At 38.4% G+C, this 21,624-nt stretch carries 20 protein-coding genes and 1 tRNA gene; 4 read left to right on the plus strand and 17 right to left on the minus strand.

Annotated elements, in window-relative coordinates; genetic code table 11:
* Window positions 1-109 precede the first annotated feature (109 nt).
* Window positions 110-1,375 carry a HAMP domain-containing sensor histidine kinase gene (locus tag V7083_RS07895; RefSeq protein WP_335476836.1) on the plus strand — a complete coding sequence of 422 codons (1,266 nt, stop codon included), beginning with the start codon at window positions 110-112 and terminating at the stop codon, window positions 1,373-1,375.
* 35 nt (window positions 1,376-1,410) lie between these two features.
* On the opposite strand, the gene V7083_RS07900 is transcribed toward V7083_RS07895, so the two are convergent.
* From V7083_RS07900 to nagA, 4 genes are all read right to left on the minus strand, one after another.
* Complete coding sequence (locus tag V7083_RS07900; protein WP_335476837.1) at window positions 1,411-2,391, minus strand: CAP domain-containing protein; 981 nt, start codon at window positions 2,389-2,391, stop codon at window positions 1,411-1,413.
* Window positions 2,392-2,508: 117 nt separating this feature from the next.
* On the minus strand, window positions 2,509-3,231 hold the full coding sequence (locus V7083_RS07905) for a GntR family transcriptional regulator (RefSeq protein WP_335476838.1): 723 nt from the start codon (window positions 3,229-3,231) through the stop codon (window positions 2,509-2,511).
* 79 nt (window positions 3,232-3,310) lie between these two features.
* Window positions 3,311-4,051 (minus strand): glucosamine-6-phosphate deaminase, encoded by a 741-nt coding sequence (nagB, locus tag V7083_RS07910; protein WP_335476839.1) that lies wholly within the window; start codon window positions 4,049-4,051, stop codon window positions 3,311-3,313.
* Window positions 4,052-4,064: 13 nt separating this feature from the next.
* Complete coding sequence (nagA, locus tag V7083_RS07915; protein ID WP_335476840.1) at window positions 4,065-5,246, minus strand: N-acetylglucosamine-6-phosphate deacetylase; 1,182 nt, start codon at window positions 5,244-5,246, stop codon at window positions 4,065-4,067.
* Between the two features lie 242 nt (window positions 5,247-5,488).
* On the opposite strand from nagA, the gene nagE reads away from it, so the two are divergent.
* A complete protein-coding gene (gene nagE / locus V7083_RS07920) occupies window positions 5,489-7,381 on the plus strand; it encodes an N-acetylglucosamine-specific PTS transporter subunit IIBC (RefSeq protein WP_335476841.1) in 1,893 nt (630 codons plus the stop codon).
* Window positions 7,382-7,419: 38 nt separating this feature from the next.
* Here nagE and chbG read toward each other — a convergent pair whose 3' ends face one another.
* The 5 genes from chbG to V7083_RS07945 form a co-directional block, all read right to left on the minus strand.
* Window positions 7,420-8,124, minus strand: a complete 705-nt coding sequence (gene chbG / locus V7083_RS07925; protein WP_335476842.1) for a chitin disaccharide deacetylase — start codon at window positions 8,122-8,124, stop codon at window positions 7,420-7,422.
* A gap of 65 nt (window positions 8,125-8,189) precedes the next feature.
* Window positions 8,190-9,518: a 6-phospho-beta-glucosidase gene (locus tag V7083_RS07930; protein WP_335476843.1), complete on the minus strand. Its 1,329-nt coding sequence runs from the start codon at window positions 9,516-9,518 to the stop codon at window positions 8,190-8,192.
* A gap of 14 nt (window positions 9,519-9,532) precedes the next feature.
* Window positions 9,533-9,847: a PTS lactose/cellobiose transporter subunit IIA gene (locus tag V7083_RS07935; RefSeq protein WP_335476844.1), complete on the minus strand. Its 315-nt coding sequence runs from the start codon at window positions 9,845-9,847 to the stop codon at window positions 9,533-9,535.
* Window positions 9,848-9,867: 20 nt separating this feature from the next.
* Window positions 9,868-11,187 carry a PTS sugar transporter subunit IIC gene (locus tag V7083_RS07940; protein ID WP_335476846.1) on the minus strand — a complete coding sequence of 440 codons (1,320 nt, stop codon included), beginning with the start codon at window positions 11,185-11,187 and terminating at the stop codon, window positions 9,868-9,870.
* Window positions 11,188-11,191: 4 nt separating this feature from the next.
* A complete protein-coding gene (locus V7083_RS07945) occupies window positions 11,192-11,500 on the minus strand; it encodes a PTS sugar transporter subunit IIB (protein ID WP_335476848.1) in 309 nt (102 codons plus the stop codon).
* A 177-nt stretch (window positions 11,501-11,677) separates the two neighbouring features.
* On the opposite strand from V7083_RS07945, the gene V7083_RS07950 reads away from it, so the two are divergent.
* Window positions 11,678-12,403 carry a GntR family transcriptional regulator gene (locus tag V7083_RS07950; RefSeq protein WP_335476850.1) on the plus strand — a complete coding sequence of 242 codons (726 nt, stop codon included), beginning with the start codon at window positions 11,678-11,680 and terminating at the stop codon, window positions 12,401-12,403.
* A gap of 31 nt (window positions 12,404-12,434) precedes the next feature.
* Here V7083_RS07950 and yhbH read toward each other — a convergent pair whose 3' ends face one another.
* The 6 genes from yhbH to queG all read right to left on the minus strand — a co-directional run bounded on the left by yhbH (window position 12,435) and on the right by queG (window position 19,503).
* The gene (yhbH, locus tag V7083_RS07955) at window positions 12,435-13,601 is read right to left on the minus strand and encodes a sporulation protein YhbH (protein ID WP_335476852.1); all 1,167 of its coding nucleotides are present in this window, start codon (window positions 13,599-13,601) and stop codon (window positions 12,435-12,437) included.
* A gap of 270 nt (window positions 13,602-13,871) precedes the next feature.
* Complete coding sequence (locus tag V7083_RS07960; protein ID WP_335476854.1) at window positions 13,872-15,767, minus strand: PrkA family serine protein kinase; 1,896 nt, start codon at window positions 15,765-15,767, stop codon at window positions 13,872-13,874.
* A gap of 314 nt (window positions 15,768-16,081) precedes the next feature.
* Window positions 16,082-16,831 carry an oxygen-insensitive NADPH nitroreductase gene (gene nfsA / locus V7083_RS07965; protein ID WP_335476856.1) on the minus strand — a complete coding sequence of 250 codons (750 nt, stop codon included), beginning with the start codon at window positions 16,829-16,831 and terminating at the stop codon, window positions 16,082-16,084.
* A gap of 31 nt (window positions 16,832-16,862) precedes the next feature.
* Window positions 16,863-17,354, minus strand: a complete 492-nt coding sequence (trmL, locus tag V7083_RS07970; RefSeq protein WP_335476858.1) for a tRNA (uridine(34)/cytosine(34)/5-carboxymethylaminomethyluridine(34)-2'-O)-methyltransferase TrmL — start codon at window positions 17,352-17,354, stop codon at window positions 16,863-16,865.
* Window positions 17,355-17,417: 63 nt separating this feature from the next.
* On the minus strand, window positions 17,418-18,293 hold the full coding sequence (locus V7083_RS07975) for an amidase domain-containing protein (protein WP_335476860.1): 876 nt from the start codon (window positions 18,291-18,293) through the stop codon (window positions 17,418-17,420).
* A 76-nt stretch (window positions 18,294-18,369) separates the two neighbouring features.
* The gene (gene queG, locus V7083_RS07980; RefSeq protein WP_335476862.1) at window positions 18,370-19,503 is read right to left on the minus strand and encodes a tRNA epoxyqueuosine(34) reductase QueG; all 1,134 of its coding nucleotides are present in this window, start codon (window positions 19,501-19,503) and stop codon (window positions 18,370-18,372) included.
* 108 nt (window positions 19,504-19,611) lie between these two features.
* On the opposite strand from queG, the gene V7083_RS07985 reads away from it, so the two are divergent.
* Window positions 19,612-20,277 carry a B3/B4 domain-containing protein gene (locus tag V7083_RS07985; RefSeq protein WP_335476864.1) on the plus strand — a complete coding sequence of 222 codons (666 nt, stop codon included), beginning with the start codon at window positions 19,612-19,614 and terminating at the stop codon, window positions 20,275-20,277.
* Between the two features lie 59 nt (window positions 20,278-20,336).
* Here the strand turns inward: V7083_RS07985 and V7083_RS07990 are convergent.
* Both V7083_RS07990 and V7083_RS07995 read right to left on the minus strand, forming a co-directional pair.
* Window positions 20,337-20,410 (minus strand) — tRNA-Gly (locus V7083_RS07990).
* A gap of 223 nt (window positions 20,411-20,633) precedes the next feature.
* Entirely contained in the window at window positions 20,634-21,566 is a 933-nt protein-coding gene (locus V7083_RS07995) for an alpha/beta hydrolase (protein ID WP_335476866.1), read from the minus strand.
* Between the last annotated feature and the right edge of the window lie 58 nt (window positions 21,567-21,624).

Consider the following 21,624-nt stretch of genomic DNA (forward strand, 5'->3'; position numbering starts at 1 on the left):
TTTTTCTATACTTTTTGTTGTATTTTAGGAATTATTCGTAAATTTTGTTGTAACTTGGAGGAATTACCTGTAAAATTTTCCTAACAGCCCTTTATGGATGGTGAATGAAATGGAAATTACCCAACATCTTTTTTTGAATCTTTCCATTTTAATTATATTTTTTTTCTTATGCTTAGTTGTTCTTGAGAATCAAAGATACGTGATCTCAAAGGCATCCATCATTCTATATTTTATTCTTATGTTATGGGTTTGCATCCAGTTTTCCCTTCATCCGGTTTCCTATGTAAGATTTGATTTACGTGTAATTCCGATCGTAATCGGAGGACTTTATTTTGGAATCGGTCCTATTCTTGTTTTAGCCACGATTATTCTTAGAAGCTTTTATGGAATTGATATGGGCTTTTATCAAACCATCATGTTATATGTTCCTCTATCTTTTATCCTTTGGCGAATGTACCCTTGGTTTTGGAAACAACAGCCATTAAAACATGTTCTTATTTCCAGCTTTATGGGAGGTATTGTAGGTACCATATCCTCATTTGGCATGGGATTTCTAGGATTAAAAATTAATTGGATGGATTCTTTGTTTGCTTATATTGTGGTACCTTCATCAGGAATTGGTATTATTACTTATGCGATTGAATTTGTCAAAAAGAATGTAGAAATGAGACAACAACTAATCAAAGCAGAAAAGCTGAAAGCTGTTGAACAAATGGGAGCAGCCATTTCTCATGAGATTCGGAACCCCTTGACAGCAGCAAGTGGTTTTGTACAACTTTTAGAGGATGATTATCTTTCAAGGCAAAAAAGAAAGGAATATCTCTCTATTGTGAAGGAGGAACTATCCTCTGCAGAAAAGGTCATTCAGGATTATCTAACCTTCGCTAAACCTTCCATTGAAAAATTTGAGGAGCTTAATGTCAAAAATGAACTTAAACAAATTATAAATATTGTCCTTCCATTGGCCAATCAAAATTCTGTTGAAATCACCACTGATTTTTCTGTCATTGGCTTTATTAAAGGTGACCGGCAAAAGTTTCGCCAATGCTTTGTCAATGTATTTAAAAATGCGATCGAAGCGATGCCAAGTGGCGGATATTTATCTATTTCTTCAGATACAAGCCAAAATCATATTACGATTATTATAAAAGACACAGGATCAGGTATGACAAAAGAACAAATCGAGAGGTTGGGGGAGCCATTTTATTCTACAAAAGGGAAAAACGGTACTGGACTGGGGATGATGGTCGTGTATAGTATCGTTCGTGCTTTAGATGGAGAAATTCTCGTAGAAAGTGAGATTGGAGTAGGAACTACATTTTCTTTTACTTTTCCCACTATTAATTTAATGATGAAAAAAGAGCTATACCAGTAAAAAATCGGCGGCTAATAAAGCCCGCCGATTTTGTTTTATTTTCCAATAAACATTTGAGACCAATGGTTCCCAGCTGATTCATATCCCACTCCTATATGGGTAAAATTGCTGCTTAGGATATTTTTTCGATGGCCTTCACTATTCATCCATGCTGTTACCACTTCTTGTGGTGTCCGTTGTCCCTGGGCAATATTTTCTCCGGCCGCTTTATACGTAACCCCAAAATCCCTCATCATATCAAATGGTGACCCGTAAGTTGGACTGGTATGTGAGAAATAATGGTTTTGTTGCATGTCTACAGCTTTCTTCTGTGCCACACTGCTTAACTGAGTATCTGCCTTTAGTGCTGGTAGACCATTTTTACTGCGCTGCTCATTTGTCAAATTAATAACCTGTTGGGCAAATTGACTTATTCCAGCTGTTGTTGCAGTATTCTTTTGAGCCGGTTGTTGTGGTGCCGGCGTAGTTTGTGTTGNNGCTGGTGCTGGTGCAACTTGCTGTGGTACTCGCTGAGCTGGTGCTGGTGCAACTTGCTGCGGCGCTCGCTGAGCTGGTGCTGGCTGGGCCTGTTGCGGCATATTTACATTAGGTAAATATGGCTGAATTTGCTGAAAAATACCGGATGGCACCCAACTGTTCTGATTTGAACCAATCGGAACAAAAGAATATTTTGCATCTTTAACCACCACTGCCTGTGTATGCGGATATTGATCACTATTTAAGGTCGTTTGATAAGCAGAAATCATATCATGACGATTAGTGCCAGTCCTAAATAGATTATCATCATCATCATCATCATCACGGCCTCTATTCCGATAATCCTCTGTCAGTGGCCCATTATGATCAATATTAAATCGATCGTTACGGACGTCAACAAAATTGTCATTCCTATTATTGGAATTCATACCAAACCTATTGCCTGTATCGTTAATATTATTTTTATCATTGTTATTACATGCCGCAAGCCCAATTGAAAGCATAGATGTTAGCAAAATAACTGCTGATTTTTTTATCATTCGTAATACCTCCCTTTTCAATAATGTCTTGCTTCATTATTTTTCATCATTTCAAAGAAAGTATAAATGGAAATAAACGTGATAAAAACCAAAAAAACAGATGCATGTGCACCTGTTTTATCGTTTCATTTGTATCATAAATTTGTACCGATCAGCACGGTATAAAGATTTAACATACTCCACTGGAGTACTATCTTTTAAATAGGTATTTCTTTGTATAAATAGCACAGGTGCCCCTTTTTTTATTTTTAATAACTTTGCTTCATTTTGATTGGCAATTGTTGATTCAATGACTTGTGTAGCATGGTTAATTGTCAATTTTAAATTTTCTTCAATAAAAGAGTAAAGGGACTTATTGACAATTTCCTCGGTTAGTCCTTTAATAAGATTGGCCGAGATATAATTCGTTTCTAATGCCATTGGTACCCCGTCAGCTAAACGGATCCGTTTAATTTCATACACAGGTCCAAATTCAGGTATCGACAACTGGGCAGCAACTTGACTCGGTGCCGGAATGATTTCAAAATGAATTAATTGGCTCCCCGGCTCTAATCCCCTTGCTTTCATATCTTCTGTAAAGCTTGTTAATCCTTGAAGAGGCTGTTCAATTTTCCGCTCGGCCACAAAAGTTCCTTTTCCCTGTAAACGAAAAAGATATCCTTCATTTACCAATTGAGTAAAGGCCTGTCTTACAGTCATCCTGCTTATTTTATACAGTTCCGCATATTCCCGCTCAGGGGGTAATGAGTCTCCCGGTTTTAACTCGCCCTTTTCAATTAATTCTTTAATATGCTCTTCAAGCTGATAGTAAAGTGGGATGGGGGAATTTTTATCAATCATACTCTCGTTTGACACCTTTCTCCATTAACTCTCGGCAATTATACAATCTTTGGGAGACTGTCCGCTGACTACGTTCCGATCAATTATGAATTTTCAGCCCTGCAATTGCCGCTTTATCTGCAATTATTGTAACACATGGGTGATTTTTGAGAATAGATGCCGGGAAACTTTCTGTGATTTCCCCATTTAATAAGGAATGCAGGGCCTGATTTTTGGATTCCCCTGAAACTAATAAAAGTATTTCTTTACTTCTCATAATGGTGGAGATCCCCATGGTTATTGCTTGTGTTGGCACTTCTTCCATGCGTTCAAAAAATCTTGCATTTGCTTGAATCGTTGATGATGCTAAATTAACTACATGAGTTACAGATTGGAAGGAGGTCCCTGGTTCATTAAAACCGATATGCCCATTATTTCCAATACCAAGAATTTGCACATCCACTCCACCATGTTTATCAATTAGGTCTTCATAGCGAAGGCACTCTTCATTATAGTCTTTTATATCACCTCGAGGGATAAATGTATTCCTCTTCTTATCAATATCGATATGATTAAATAAATTTTCATTCATATAATACCGATAACTGTTTTTATTGTCATCGTTTAGTCCGATATATTCATCCAAATTAAAAGTCATAACCTTTTTATAAGAGGTTCCATTTTTCTGATGATCCTCAACTAATTTTTTATACATACCGACAGGAGTTCCTCCTGTGGCCAAACCAAGTTTAATGTTTGGTTGGTTACATACTTTTTCAATAATATATTCAGCAGCTTTTTGGCTCATTTCCATGTAATCTTTCACTTCAATAATCTTCATGTTGTACTTCCTCCTAATCAAATGCAATCTTCCCTCGACAAATGGTCATTGCTACTTCCATCTGCTTATCAAGGATAACGATGTCAGCATCTTTCCCTACTGTTAAACTGCCTTTTCGATCATACATCTTTAATTGTTTTGCTGGGTTGACAGAAGCCATTTTGATAACTTCATGTAAGGAACAGCCTGAATAGGTCATCATATTTCTCACACCGTGACCCAGTGTTAAAATGCTGCCTGCTAGAGTTCCATCTGCTAAAGTTGCTTTTCCATCTTTTACTGTCACTTCCTGGCCGCCCAGATCATATTGACCATTTTTCATACATTTTGCTCTCATCGAATCTGTTATTAAAATTAATCCTTCACTCTGCTTTTGTAGATATGCTAGTTTTACCATTTCTGGGTGTACGTGAATGCCATCAACGATCAGTTCTGCGACTAGTTCCTTACGTAAGAATGCTGCCCCAACTACCCCAGGTTCACGGTGATGCAGTCCTCTCATCTGGTTAAAAAGGTGGGTTACATGGTTAGCACCTGCCTCAATAGCCCTCCCCACATCCTCGTAGGTTGCATTAGTATGTCCGATAGAAGCGATAATCCCCTTTTCTTTTAAATAACGAATTAACTCTAAACCACCTGGTTGTTCAGGAGCAATTGTTACAAGTCTTATCGTATCATTCGAAAGAGTTTCCCATTTCTTAAATAAAGTTAGATCAGGTTCTGTAATATGTTGAACTGGCTGCGCTCCTGCCATTTTTGGGTTTACAAATGGTCCTTCCAAGTGAATCCCTACAACCTCTGCAACACCATTGGTTGGCTGCCTCGCAATGTAATTACTAGCATTGACAATAGCAGCTTCAATTTTTGCAGCTTCTTGTGTCATGGTTGTTGCTAAAAAGCTTGTTGTGCCTTCTCTGGGTAGTGAGGTTGCCATCGTATCAATTGCTTCTGTCGTAGCATCCATCGTGTCAGCACCGTTGACACCATGAATATGAACGTCTATAAAGCCTGGAACTGCATGAAAATATTCCGGCACTTCGATGACCTTCAAACCATCCTCATTAGTTAGATTAGCTATAGATCCCATTTCCATTATTTTCTGATTTTCAACTTTGATATATCCTTTTTCGATTGTTTGATCTTCTGTATAAATCTTCATACCTTTAAGTAAAATAGAATTATATTTAGGAATCATTTTCTTAACTTCCTTTCTGTTATATATCTAATATTAGCATTGATAAATTCTAGTTGTCTATACCAATTAAATTAATTAATTATTTTTAGTAAATATCCTTTATTTTATTGGCAGATCGCCTAATTATTTATAGTTTCATTTTACTTTTTAAAAATATTGGTATAGACATCTATATGACTAGGTGTTATAGTGAAACAGGAAAAACGCTTTCATCATTTTATTTTTAAAGGAGAGAAAATGTTATGTTAGGCTTTTTACAACGAATTGGTAAAGCATTGATGCTGCCTATCGCAGTTTTGCCAGCTGCTGGATTGTTGCTTCGATTTGGACAACCCGATTTATTAAATATTCCTTTTATCGCAAATGCCGGAAACGCCATTTTTGCGAACCTGGCATTAATTTTTGCGATTGGTGTAGCGATTGGATTTGCTAAAGATAGCAATGGTGCCGCGGCATTGTCAGGTGCAATTGGTTATTTGGTCTTAACAGAAGGCACCAAAGCAATTGATAAAGATATTAATATGGGCGTTCTGGGTGGTATTTTAGCAGGGATCATCGCCGGATTGTTATATAACCGTTTCCGTGATATAAAACTTCCTGAGTGGCTTGGGTTCTTTAGTGGCAGAAGATTTGTTCCAATTATCACGGCTGTTGCTATGGTGGTCTTAGCTGGTATCTGCGGATTTGTTTGGCCGCCAATCCAACATGGCATCAATGGTCTGGGTAATTGGTTGATCAGCTTAGGTGCCATCGGTTCAGGTATTTTTGGGTTATTAAACCGATTATTGATCCCACTTGGACTTCACCATGTATTAAACAGTTTGTTTTGGTTCCAATTTGGCGAATATGGTGGAAAAACTGGGGATATCGCTCGTTTCTTTGCGGGGGATCCACATGCAGGAGGTTACATGACCGGATTCTTCCCAATCATGATGTTTGGTCTTCCTGCAGCAGCATTCGCGATTATTGCCGCAGCTAAGCCAGAAAAGAGAAAAGCAGTTTCCGGGATGTTTATTGGTGTGGCATTAACTTCCTTTTTAACAGGTATTACCGAACCAATCGAATTTTCATTTATGTTTATTGCTCCACTTTTATACGGAATTCACGCTATTTTAACTGGTCTTTCTATGGTGATCACCTCCATGCTTGGCATTAGAGATGGATTTACCTTTTCAGCAGGTTTCATGGATTATGCTTTAAACTTTAATATTGCTGAAAAGCCAGTACTATTGTTAATAGTAGGGCTGGTTTTCGGTGCTGTATATTTCGTGTTATTCTACTTCTTGATTAAAGCCTTTAATTTAAAGACACCCGGCCGTGAAGACGACGATGAAATGGTAGAAACGGGTACAGCTCCTGTTGTTACGGGTGGGAACAAATATGAAGTGATGGCCGCTCACTTTATTCATGATATCGGCGGCAGAGATAATATTAATACGATCGATAACTGTACGACTCGTCTTCGTTTAACAATCAAGGATATGGACAAGATAAATGATTCTGCTCTTAAAGCACATGGTGCAAAAGGAATTATGAAATTAAATAAATCAAATCTTCAGGTTGTTGTTGGCACAGAGGTCGAATTTGTTGCGGATGCGATGAAACGTATCGATGTTAATGCTGTTTCACTTGTAACTGATGTTGCGAATGACAATTTTACAATCAATACGAATAATCTTCAGCCTTTGACTGAAAAAGATTTTGTAATGCCAGTAGAGGGCGAAATTATTCCTATTTCTGAGGTACCTGACCAAGTCTTTTCACAAAAAATGATGGGTGACGGATTTGGAATTTTACCATCTAAAGGTTTAGTTGTATCCCCAGTAAACGGTGAAATTGTAAGTGTCTTCCCAACCAAGCACGCCATCGGTATCAAATCAGAGCAAGGGTATGAAATTCTGATTCATGTTGGTTTAGATACTGTGAATTTAAATGGCGAAGGTTTTGAATTATCAGTTAAGGAAGGACAAAAGGTAACAAAAGGACAAGAACTGCTGAAATTTGATATTGAAAAAATCAAAGTTGCCGTTCCTTCTATTGTTACTCCAGTAGTTTTCACGAACTTAACTAAATTGAACATTAAAAAGCGTGGAAAGGCAGCACAAGGGGAAAAGGGAATACTTTCAATTGAATAAATTGAAACGGCAGGTATCAGATACCTGCCGTTTTTTTCTTACACTAATTCAACATAATCCGGAAGTTTTATATTAACGAGGATTTCAAGTTCTCTTAGCCTTGCTGTGTTGTAGGAAGATCCTTTGAGTAATTCATTATCCACATAAGCTGGGTGGCACATGATTTCAACAGTAGTTCCATCTTCGATTTTCCTCATTAATTGTATGAGTGATTCTTCGGTTATTTCATTTCCGTAAAAATCAAAGTTGGCCGCATCTGTAAACGGCTTTACTCCTTTTATCGGCTCCAGGCCATTGGTGCGTACTGGCAAATCATATTTGTTCGCGAGTTTTTGTACCACAGGTAAAAGCTCATCCCGTGTATGAACATGGTGATGGCTGTCCAGGTGGGTTGGTTTTAGGCCTTTGTTTAAAAACAACTCTATTTGTGCCTCCCATTCTCTCTCAAGTTCAGCCAATGACAGATCTGCCTCACCAAGCGTAGATAACTTTTTAAAATTACCGGCAGCATCAACTAATGTTGGTACGTCGTTTAAAAGAGGTTTTCCACATGTTAGTACTAAATGAATGCCTACTTGTAGGCTAGGATGGCGTTTTGCAAGTTCGATAGCGTGATCTACCCCAGGCATATTCATCATCATGGTTGTAGAATTGACAATTCCTAATAGATGGCTATCTATGATCCCGTAGTTTACTCCGCGACTATAGCCGAAATCATCTGCATTCATAATTAATTTAATCATATCCTCTACCTCCATTAGTACGTTAAAGGCAGCTAGCAACTAGCTAGCTACCTTTTTAACACCTATTATTCGCTTTTAAAGAACTGTGGTAAATACTCCTTATGGGCTTCTAGCATCTCATCCAGAATTTGTCTGGCAATTCTATCGGATCCTACCAATGGATTAATGGTCAACGCCAATAAAGCCGTGTTGTAGTCTCCGGTAACTGCAGCATCAATAGTAACTCTTTCAAATGACTTAATCGTTTGAATTAAACCTCTGATGGGTATTGGCAGTTCACCAACAGCAATTGGTTTTGGACCATCCTTAGTGATCACACAGCTGATTTCTACCGCAGAATCATGCGGAATTCCTGCAATCGCGCCGTTATTCCTTGTATTGACCGGCTGAATATCTCGTTTATCCGTATAAATAGAATGAATCAAGCGGCATGCAGCATCACTATAATAAGCACCGCCGCGTTGCTCTAGCTGTGGTGGTTTAATATCCAAATTGGGATCACGATATAACTCAAAAAGATCTCCCTCAAGCTTTTTAACTACTTCAGCACGAGTACCGCCGCCTTCAGCAGCCTTTAATTCCTCATCCACCATATCCTTTGTTTTATAGTAATAGTTATGATAAGGACATGGGAATAAATTCAGTGCTTTTAGGAAGCCGGGCTCCCAGCCCATAGCATGGATATTTTTCATTGTAACCGTATTCTCGGGGTCTGACAATAAATCAATCAGCTTTTCTTTTACACTGATGCCATCGACAAACACATCTAAGCCATAGACCATATGATTTAAACCCGCAAAATTGATTCTTACCCGTTCAGGTTCTACATGTAATAAATCTGCTGCCCCCACCTCCATTCCAATAGGAACGTTGCATAAGCCAACTACTTTTTTAATGTTACTGTAACGCAATACAGCTTCGGTGACCATTCCTGCTGGATTTGTAAAATTGATCAACCAGGCATCTGGGCAAAGTTCTTCCATTTCACGACAAATTTCCAGTACAATTGGAATGGTTCGAAGTGCTTTAAAAAGCCCTCCAGGTCCATTGGTTTCTTGGCCTAGAACGCCATATTTCAATGGAATGCGCTCATCCTTCGCCCTAGCATCCAATAGGCCGACACGAAATTGGGTTGTCACAAAGTCAGCATTCTTTAAGGCTTCTCTGCGATTCAATGTTAAGTGAATTTCAATGGGAACACCTGCTTTTTTCACCATTCTTTTGGCTAAATTACCAACAATCTCGAGCTTTTCTCTTCCTTGTTCAACATCTACAAGCCAGATTTCACTTACTGGTAATTCTGAATAGCGTTTAATAAATCCTTCAATTAGTTCAGGTGTATAACTAGAACCGCCACCAATGGTGGCGATTTTGATGCCTTTTACTTGAGTCATTTCTAGAACCCCTTTTATAATATCTTTTTATATAAATCTATAAACTCTTTGGCCAAATCCATTACCGTCAAGGCAGTCATCAGATGATCCTGTGCATGAATCAGGATTATCGGGATATCATATTTTGTGCCTCTAGCTTCCCCTTGAATTAAGTCAGTCTGAAAGTGATGCGCTTTAACAGATTCCTGTTCCGCCTCACGAATTTTTGCTTCAGCCTCTACAAAATTTCCGGCCTTTGCCTCGTAAAGTGCCTCCATTGCCAAGCTTCTAGTATTTCCGCTGTGCAAGATTAATTGAAATGAAATTTCATATATTTTTTCTTTGTCCATGATGTACCACCTTAAAATTTTTATGACACCTTTTCAGCTTGGTCGTTTATCTTTTTCGATTCAATTCTGCCTTGCATATAAACAAATGGCATATAAATAAAAATCGAGATGATTAAATTGATAATTGAAAGGACTGCTCCGGAAATATGGCCTCCCGTTGCCAAGAAACCATTTAAACCTACTGGTGTAACCCAAGGAATATTAGCAACAACCGGATGAACCAACCCTGTTTCGATAGCCAGATAAGCAATAGTTGTTAAAATAACCGGAGTAGCGATAAAAGGAATCAACCAAATTGGATTTAGTACGATCGGCATACCGAAAATAACCGGTTCATTAATTTGGAACATTCCAGGAGGAAGTCCTAACGCTACCATTTGTTTTTGACGTTTTCTTGCAAGAATAAATAATGAAATGATTAGTCCTAATGTTGCTCCGGATCCGCCCAAGTTTACAAAGGCATCATAGAAGTTCCCTGCTAAAACATGATATTGGTGATAATCCGTTACACCTTTTGCGTATAAGTCAATATTATCTGTGCCTAATTTTTGTAATAACGGCGATTTGATACCATCAATAATGTTGTCACCATGTAAACCAATAGACCAGAAGAAATGAATCAATAAGGTAATTAAAATTGCAAATGGTAATGAGTCTGCTGCTTTCGTTAATGGCGCAACCAATACTTTTCCTAGCCAATCATTAAAATAAACATCGTGTGTTAAATGACGGAAGATGACTCCAAATAAACCAAATAGAAAGATTGTTAGCATACCTGGTAACAGTTTCGCAAAAGACCGGGCAACTTGTGGCGGTACGCCTTCTGGTAGTTTAATAACCATATATTTTACTTTTGAAAGTCTCACAAAAATCTCTGTTGCAGCTAATGCCACGATAATTCCAGTGAAAAGAGCTGTTGCTCCAAAGTAACTTTGACCAATCAAGCCCCAAATGGGATCTTTGACCCCGTCAACTTTCGCAACTTGTGGGATTAATAAGAAGAAGCTTGCTGCAGCAACAAACATTGCTTCAAATCCTTCATCCCCGTAGGACTTCGCAAGTCTGTTCGCAATACCAAATACTGCAAAAACAGTAAGAAATGCCATTGTTCCCCACCAGATGTCCCCGCCTAGTGTGGTCCAGTTTTTCCCGAACATAGCTTCCATCATGCGACCATAAGGTTTAAAAATTCCTCCGATATTGTTGAATAGCACGGCAAAGGAACCCACCATTGTAATGGCTAGCATTCCAACCAACGTATCCCTAATCGCTAATAAATGTCTATTGTTCCCTAGTTTCCCTGCATACGGCAAAATGTATTTATCAATAAAGTTCATCATCTCTTTATTCCCCTTTAATTAATCGGATAGCATGCTTTAACACTTCTTCCCCGTTGCAAAGTCCATAATGTACCGGATTAATAGAATCTACGGGAATTCCATTAGCTTCACCAGCTTTTTTCAGTTGAGTCAAAAGATAACGTACTTGCGGGCCAAGTAAAAGAACATCAGCCTGTTCCAAGTTACTTTGCACATCGGCTGCCCCTACTGCCCAAATTTTACATTCAATTCCTTCTGCATTTGCATATGCCTCCATCTTTGAAACTAATAAACTTGTAGACATTCCTGCTGAACAACATAGTAAGATTTTCATTTTCTACCTCCAATAAATTATTGAATACGTTTTCACCTTAAGGTAAGTTAATTGTAATAACAATTCGATAAATATGCAATACATATTTTAATTTGTTATTACAAATTGTTTTGATGTATGGCTCCTTTTTACAATTTGTGTTATAAATGATATTAGATAGTACAAGGGGGATTTACGATGGATTTTTCAAATGATGAAAGTGCCCTGCATTTAAAAGTAAAAGATGCGATTATTAGCCTAATCAAAGCTGGTGAATATAAACCGAATACCCAACTCCCTACGGAAGCTGAGTTTTGCAAGATTTATGGGGTTAGCAGAACGACTGTCAGAACCGCGCTGCAGCAATTAGTATCGGAAGGTTATGTATATCGACAGCAGGGGCGAGGGACTTTTGTTTCAAATAACAAAGTCAAACAAAAGCTAACTTCAACTGTTCAAACTTTCACTGAGCAAATCGCCATGCAGGGGAAAAACCCTTTAATTAAAGTGCTGAACCTTCAAGTTATTCCAGCTGATTCGTTTCTGGCAGAGATATTTGATCTAAATGAAGGGGATCCTATTAACAAGCTTGAGAGAGCACGATATGTAAATGATGAACCGCTCCAATATGAAATTGCTTTTTTACCTTGGAAAATTACTCCTGGTTTAAATCAAGAGGATTGTGAGAAATCGTTATATCATTTACTGGAAAGACAATTTCGCTTGAAAGTAAAACGCACCGTGGAATATTTAGAAATTGCGGCAGTAGAACAGGATATTGCGGAGATCTTACATATTCAAGAAGGATCTCCTTGCTTCTCATTAGAAACATATGCCCATGCCAGCGACGAGACGGTAATCGAGTACTCCAAAACCATCTTCCGCGGCGATATGGCCAATTTTGTGATAGAAAGAAATTATTAAAAGACGACAGGTGCCTGGCACCTGCCGTTTGTCATACATATATTTCCGTTTCTTCATTTTGAAAAAAGCTCTTCATCGCATGGAAAACATCTGCTTTTTGTTTGAGGATATAATAACGGAAGCGTTCGTCTTTGATATTTTTATAAGCTGACATCAGGGTGGAATGGCGATTATATTGATTGACCTCACCGTAGCCAAACATATTGGAGATTTTCATTAGTTCTTCAACAAGTTTAACACAGCGGGCATTGTCCGAGGTCAAATTATCACCGTCTGAAAAGTGAAATGGATAAATATTGTATTTACGCGGGTTATATTTTGAATCAATAACTTCTAGTGCTTTGCGGTAGGCAGATGAACAAATCGTACCGCCGCTCTCCCCTTTTGAGAAGAAATCTTCTTCGGAGACTATTTTGGCCTCTGTATGATGGGCAATAAATTCAATCTCTACTGTTTCATATTTTGTTCGTAAAAACCTTGTCATCCAGAAGAAGAAGCTACGGGCCATATATTTTTCCCAGATCCCCATCGATCCGCTCGTATCCATCATCGCCAGCACCACTGCTTTCGAATCAGGCTTTACGACTTCATTCCAGGTTTTAAATTTTAAATCTTCTTTGTAAATAGGATGAAAAGCAGGCTTGCCACTCATCGCATTTCGTTTGAAGGCTGTCATCATCGTCCGCTTTTTATCGATGTTACCCATTAGACCAATTTTGCGAATATCATTGAATTCAATGTTTTCGACTAAATGCTCTTGATCTTCCTTCTTTTTCAGATTGGGCAGTTCTAATTGTTTAAATAATGCCTCTTCCAGTTCCATTAAAGATACTTCAGCCTCAAAATAATCTTCGCCAGCCTGATCCCCGGCTCCTTGCCCTTTTCCTGGACCTTTCTGAGCACTAGAACCGTCACGTGCGACTACATCCCCTATCTGACTGTCACCTTCACCTTGGCCCACGTGTTTATTTTTATCATAGTTATATCGAATTTTATATTCGTCCAGAGAACGTATCGGAATTTTTACCACATCTCGACCGTTAGACATGATAATACTTTCTTCTGTGATGAGGTCGGGAAGGTTGTTACGAATAGCCTCTTGGACTTTTTCTTGATGGCGTTGTTGGTCATCGTGGCCTTTACGGTGGAGGGACCAATCTTCTTTTGAGATCACAAACTGATGGTTATCGACAGACATTGTAAACCCCTCCTAAAAATATAAATATTAACTTGCACACATTTGGAATATTTACATAAAATAACGCGAATGAAAAAATGAAAAAATGAATAAATGTGGATTACTTTATCCTATGCGAAAAGGATAAATAATTTACAAATTATTTTGACAATTGGTGAATTTGCCTAGTAAAAAGGGACGAGCATTTATACAAACTCTAAAAAAAACAATTGGGATCATAGAAAAAAAATAGGCTGGCAAAATAAAATCCGCCAGCCCTTTCCTACCAACCTATCTGTTTAACAAACTACCTACATAGCGTAATAATTCATTTGCTGAGGTCGAATTATACCCGTGTTCATCAATTAACCTGGCGACAACCTCATTAATCTTTTTAAGTTGCTGCTCATCAGGAGTTTTAGAGGAGGTCGTAATTTTAACGACATCCTTAAGATCGGCAAACAGTTTCTTCTGAATGGCCTCACGTAAACGATCATGGGAATTATAATCGAATCGTTTGCCTTTTCTGGCAAATGCCGAGATTCTGATTAAGATTTCTTCCCTAAACGCCTTTTTCGCATTTTCAGAAATACCAATCTGTTCTTCAATGGAACGCATCAATTTTTCATCTGGATTAATTTCTTCCCCTGTTAATGGGTCACGAAGCTTCGCTTTATTGCAATAAGCTTCTACATTATCCAGATAATTGTCCATAAGGGTTTTGGCTGATTCTTCATAAGAGTAAACAAACGCTTTTTGAACTTCCTTCTTAGCAATATTATCATACTCTTTTCGGGCCAATGAAATATAGTTCATATAGCGTTCTCGTAGTTCAGCTGTTATCGATGGGTGCTGATCAAGACCATCTTTTAATGAACGTAACACATCTAAAGCATTAATCGATGGTACCTCTTTACGAATGATTGTGGAAGAAATTCTATTGATGACATAGCGTGGGTCAATACCGCTCATTCCTTCATCTGGATACTCCTTCTTCAATTCATCCACATCGGCTGTATTAAAGCCCTCAACACTTTCGCCATCATAAAGGCGCATTTTCTTCACCAGGTCAATATCGCCTTTTTTCGGTTCCTTTAATCTGGTCAGGATCGTAAACATAGCCGCTACTCTTAACGTATGTGGTGCAATGTGAACATCAGAAACGTCACTTTCCCTAATCATTTTTTCATAAATACGCTCTTCCTGTGACACTTTTAAGTTATAAGGAATCGGCATAACAATGATCCTTGAATGTAGTGCCTCGTTCTTCTTATTGGAAATAAACGAGCGATATTCTGTTTCGTTGGTGTGCGCAACTATCAGTTCATCTGCTGAAATTAGCGCAAACCTTCCTGCTTTAAAGTTTCCTTCCTGTGTTAGAGATAAGAGATGCCACAGGAATTTCTCATCACATTTTAACATTTCTTGGAACTCCATCATTCCTCGGTTGGCTTTATTCAGTTCACCGTCAAAGCGATAAGCACGCGGATCTGATTCGGAGCCAAATTCGGCAATGGTTGAAAAATCAATGCTTCCCGTTAAATCAGCAATATCTTGTGATTTAGGGTCAGATGGACTAAAGGTTCCAATTCCGGTTCGTTTATCCTCGGAGAAAAAGATTCGTTCTACTAATACATCTTCAATTCTTCCGCCATAATCCTGTTCAAGTCGCATCATATTCAAAGGTGACAAATTTCCTTCAATGCGAATTCCATATTCGTCATAGAACTCTTGTCGCAAATGATGAGGGATTAAATGAAGTGCATCTTCATGCATTGGGCAGCCTTTAATAGCAAACACAGAGCCACGATCCGTATGAGAGTATTTTTCCAACCCTCTTTTTAACATCGTTACAAGTGTCGATTTCCCACCGCTGACAGGTCCCATCAATAATAAGATACGCTTCCGGACATCCAATCGTTTAGCAGCTGGATGGAAGTATTCTTCAACAAGTCGTTCCAAGGCCTCTTCTAAACCATACAATTCATTACAAAAGAAATTGTACTTTTTCGTCCCGTTAACTTCTTCAATTCCTGCATCTCTGATCATGTTATATACTCGAGAATGTGCAGACTGTGCTACCCATGGCTTTTCTTTTAACAACTGTAAGTAATCCGCGAAAGATCCTTCCCAACGAAGTTTTTCCTCTTCTTCACGATACCTCTCGATTTTTTTTAAGATATCCATAAGCCCCTCCCCCTGTAGTTAATCAGAGACGATTAATATACTCTATGCAGATAATGAATTGAACATGCGTGACCAAGATGTATTTGTTTTAAGATTCGAAACTTACACTTTTCATTTTTTACAGTTAGGTTATAATAAGATATATGCGAACAAAATGAAATATGTATGACGAAGGGAGAAATACATAACGATGGGAACTTTTTTAATTATTCTAGTTATGATCGCCTTTTTATCGGCTATTTTCACTGCAGGATACAATGACAAGCCAAATACAAAATAAAAAAAATGAAAGGGCTGCCGATTTTGGCAGCCCTTTATCGTAAGTCCATTTTATTCTTTTGCACAAAGTCCTTCATATACATTCTACTTTGTTTTTCCAACATCGCCGCCATTTGTTCCGTCCAGCTATCTGTTCTTTTCCCACCTGTCCTATCTCTATAATAGTTAGAGATAAGTTCGTCATATTCCTTCAGTTGCTCAAGATATACCTCTTGGTCCTGCTCATATTCATCTTCATGATAAATATGTTCAAACGGAAGCCTAGGCTTTTGTCCCGTTATTTTCGTTGGATAGCCAACTGCGATACCAAACAGAGGAATGACCCGCTCCGGAGTCTTTAGCAGTTGTTTTACTTCCTCAAGGTTATTACGAATACCACCTATGTAACAAATTCCTAATCCCATTGATTCTGCTGCAATAGCGGCATTTTGTGCAGCCAATGCTGCATCAATAAGGGCAACCATAAATTTTTCCGTGCTTTGAATAGAAGGTAAAACCTCTTTTTGATGTTGCTCTCCGATAAGTTGATGTCGGTATAAATCTGCGCAAAAAACAAAAAAGTGACCATTGATCGCTACATATTCTTGATTTCCAGCAATTTCAGCCAATTTTCTTTTCCTTTCTTGATCCTTAACACCAATGATGGAATAGGCTTGAACAAAGCTTGAAGTGGGAGCTGCTTGAGCACAAGATACTATTGTCTTGATTTGCTCATCAGTTAACGGCTGATCCTCAAAATGACGAAGTGAGCGATGGTTTAATATAGTAGAGATAACTTCATTCATAGTAATCCTCCCTTTCCTTTAGAAAAAAGGCCTAATAACTAGGCCCTTTCCGCTCTAAATTTGGATAGTTTTGCTGACGAAGTACTTCATAGACCAAGATGGCGGCAGTATTAGCAAGATTCAGAGACCGAACTTGATCATTCATCGGAATCCTTAAGGAACTATCTTTATTTTCAGCAAGCAAATCCTTCGGTAATCCTGTTGTTTCCTTTCCAAAAATAAAGTAATAGTCCTGTTCTGAATCACTATAATCAAATGAACTATGCGACTTTGCACCGAATTTTGTCATATAGAAGAACTGTCCACCTGCGTTTTGCTCAAAAAAATCATCAAGTGAATCATAATAGTGAATATTTACAAATTCCCAATAGTCCAAACCAGCCCGTTTTAGCATTTTATCATCTGTTGAAAAACCTAAAGGATGAATTAAGTGTAAAGTGGTATTGGTTGCAGCACAAGTACGTGCGATATTACCTGTATTTGATGGAATTTCAGGTTGATAGAGAACTACGTGTATAGACATGTCTTTCACCTCTAATAAAAACTCTATATGCAATTATACCACTACCATTTTTCCAAACAAGAATTATCCATTATCATCCATAATGGAATAAAATTTGTACTTTATATTAGGGGTATAAGCTGAAGAGTCTTCATAGGCCCAATACCTCTGTCTGCTGTTATAGGTATGAGCATTGACCAGTGGCATACCATTTGCATCTTTGCCAGTCACGATGGTATTGTGGTTGAACCTCCCGTCCCCTTCAAAATCATAGCAGATAATATCCCCTAATAATAATTGATCAGGACTGTTCACTTCTCTAGCACGCAAACCGCTTTGTGATTTTGGTAAATAGAGACGGAGTGAATGGGCGATCGCCCAGCTATAGCTCCAATTATTCGTCTGCGTCCACCAGCCGTTCCCCCTGTTTGGGTAGCCACTCATAGGTGCTCCTCCCGCCCGGAGACACTGTGAAATAAAGTTGGTACAATCATTTTCAAATTTTTTATAAGCAGGATTATAGCTGTTCCACCATCTTTCAGCATACTGGACGGCCCTTAAGCGATTATATGCATAGCTCAGTCGTTCCATATCTCCAGTTGATGGGATTTCTGCTCCAATATCAGTTTGGTCAATTGGAGTCTTAATTTCCTCATCCATGATCAAGGCCCCTTTATAAAATTGCGCCTGTCTATCTTCTGCTTCTTCCTCTAAATATAAATGCCCTTTTTGCTTGATTAGATACTGATAATGAGCTGTATATTTAATTTTCTGAATATCTTTGTCCTGAATTTCTTCAATTATTTTCCCTGCCGTTTTAACTTTTACAATTTCTGCAGACCGCTTAGCCATAGCATCTATCTTCCTTACGGCTTTAAAAAAAGGATCCTTGGAGCCTCGGTTAGCTGAAACAAATTGTTGAGCTCTTGATTCAAATAATTCTTGTAATGATTCGAGCATAAGTTATCCCTCCTCCTTCACATACATATGAGAGAAAAAAGGATTTCAATTCAAAAAAAAAAGCGAAATTCGCTTCTTAAGGTTGAAAAAAATGTAGGGCTTTTAGAATTTCATTTTTTACATCTTGTTCTTTTTCATGTTCCCTTGCCTTTATTAAAACATTAAACGCTTGTTCTCCGCCAATTTTTCCAAGAGCCCATGCTGCTGTCCCTCTTACCACTGGACTTGCCTCTTTTTCCAAGATATCAGCCAATTCTGGGACCGCTGATCGATCCTTAAAATGGGCCAGGGCAATTATAGCATTGCGCTGAATGGGCCTCTTCCCCCGCCACGAACCGGCAAGGTATCCAAACCTCGTTTTAAATTCGCGGTTACTCAATTTCAGCAGTGGTATAAGCTTGGGTTTTACCGTTTCAGGATCAGGCTCTAATTCCTCATGGAAATGAAAGTTCTTCCCTTTATTATGCGGACAAGCCGTTTGGCAGGAATCGCAGCCGTAGATCCGATTTCCGATTTTGTCCCGAAATTCATCAGGAATAAGCCCTTTTGTTTGCGTTAAAAAAGAAATACAATGCTGGGCATTAATCTGTCCCCCTTGTACCAACGCACCTGTTGGGCAAGCTTCTAAGCATTTGGTACAAGAACCACATTGATCCTCGATCGGTTGATCTGGCTCGAATGGAATGTTGGTTATCATTTCACCAATATACACATAAGAACCAAACTCAGGTGTAATTACTGCGCAATTTTTGCCGCTCCAGCCAATTCCCGCCCTAACGGCCACTGCACGATCAGACAACTCCCCTGTATCAACCATCGATTTAATCAGGGCATCCGGCATTTTGGATAATATAAAATTCTCCAACTTTTTCAATCGATCCTTTATCACTACATGATAATCCATTCCCCATGAGGCCCTAGCATAAATCCCTCTTCGATCTCCTTTTTTACTTTCCACCCGATTTGCCATTTTGGATGGATAGGCAAGTGCAATAGAGATTATGGAATTAGCCCCCTCAAGCAACAAAGTGGGTGTCACTCTTTTTTCAATATCCGGCTCTTCAAATCCCGATTGATAACCGAGCTCTTGCTGCCTGATTAGGCGATTTTTCAGTTCTATAAAAGGATCGGCTGTCGTAAAACCAATTTTATCAATACCAATTTCTTTGCTATACTCTATAATCTCAGCTTTCACTTTATTTACATCCAATTTTCCTGACCTCCCTTCCTTCAGAATGGATCTATGTAAGTTTTACTATTTTAAACATCATATCTTCCTATGATAAACTATTTTTAAAGGATTTTGGAGGTGGAAACATTGGAAATTCATCTTTCCCAAGAAATACTTGATCGGATTCCCTATTTTAAGGTGGGCGTTATTCAATATCACCATATAACGGTTGGGGAATCACCACAAATGTTAAAAGGACGGCTTCAGCTTTTTCAAGAATCGATATACTTTGATTCAGATAGCAAACCGCTAACAGAACTGCCTGGAATTTCGGAGTGGCGGGATATTTTTAAAAAAACGGGAAAAGACCCAAATCGTTACCGGCATTCGGCTGAAGCGTTATACAGACGGATACAAAAACAAAATTACCTTCCTTCCGTACAAAGTGCAATTGATCTAAATAACTTTTTTTCGTTGCAGTATCAGGTACCAATTGGAATTTATGATTCTGACCATATAGAGGGGGATATTGTCATACGGCTTGGTCAAGATGGAGATGAATATTTGGGGTTAAACGGTCGTAACAATTCCGTTGACCATCTGATTATAACTGTTGACCGAGAAGGGCCATTTGGCAGTCCATTTGTGGATTCGAAGCGTACTGCGGTTACAGTTGATACAAAGAATGCGTTACAAATTGTTTACCTACAACCATCTACTGATAGGGAAAAGGCAAATAAACTCACTGAATCATTGATGAATATGTTTATGCAGCTTCATGGTGGGGAAGCCACTTATCAAATACTTGGATAAAATAAAAAACGCAATGCATCGTTCTTAGTGAAACGGTACACTGCGTTAGCTAATATGTATGGAGCGGGTGATGAGAATCGAACTCACGACAACAGCTTGGAAGGCTGTGGTTTTACCATTAAACTACACCCGCATTTGTAATGCGATTTGATGAACAAATCGACCTTTATAATATTACATATCTTCTTAACATAAGTCAAGAGGAAAATGTAATTTTATGTCGAAATACCTGTTGTTCGTTTTTTTACTAGCATTTGGCGTGCTCTTAGGCAAAGTAAAGGGCTTAGTTGCACTGATGCCCGATAGGAAAGGTTATACTTTCCTATCGGCCAGGAAAGTCAGATAAATGGACTCTTTTATGAAATATATATGTTTAACCAATGAATAATATCCTTGTAAACTTCAGTTTTGTTCGTTTCATTTAATATTTCGTGACGGGCACTCTCATAAAACTTATATGTGACATCTTCCAAGCCAGCTTGTTTGTAAGACTCATACTTCTTTAGTACCCCCTTCGTGTTACCTCCTACAGGATCCTTACTGCCAGCAAGTAACAGGATTGGGAGCTTGGCAGGAATTTTTACTATGTTCTCATGTCTATTAATAATCTCCAATCCGCCAAGAAGGTCATGAAAAAAACCTGCTGAGAAAATTCCTCCACAAAATGGGTCTTCTATATATTGATCCACTTCTTTTTCATCCCGGCTTAACCAGTCAAACTCGGTACGAGTGGGTTTAAACGCTTTGTTGTAACTGCCAAAGGTTAAATTATTTAGCAATGGGCTAGGAGTTCTCCCCCCTTTTCTCTTGATTTCAAGGCTTGCTACCAGCTTACCAACTTTACCCATTATACCTGGATCACCACCCGTTCCAGATAAAATCACTCCTGATAGTTGATCGCCAAATAATTGTATATAACGTCTAGATAAAAATGATCCCATACTATGGCCAAATAAGAAAATAGGGGTGGCAGGATGCTCTTTTTTTATAATAGATGTCAGTTCTCTCATATCTAGAACAACCTTTTCAAATCCTTGCTCATCAGCAAAGAAGCCAATACTATTCATTTTATCCCCAGTCTTTCCATGTCCCCGATGATCATTGCCATATACAATAAAATTTTGCGAGACAAGTTCCCTGGCGAATTTATCATACCTATTAATATGCTCCGCCATCCCGTGAGCAATTTGGATAATTGCCCTTGGAACCCCCTGATCCATCTCCCACTTTGAAGCAAAAATATCAACACCGTCTTTTGTCTGAAAAGTAAACTCAGATTGCTTCACCATTGTAACCACTCCTATTGAAAACGTTATATATCATCACCAATAATAGCAAATCTATTAA

Source organism: Bacillus sp. JJ1764, assembly GCF_036962145.1.
GTDB lineage: Bacteria > Bacillota > Bacilli > Bacillales > Cytobacillaceae > Neobacillus.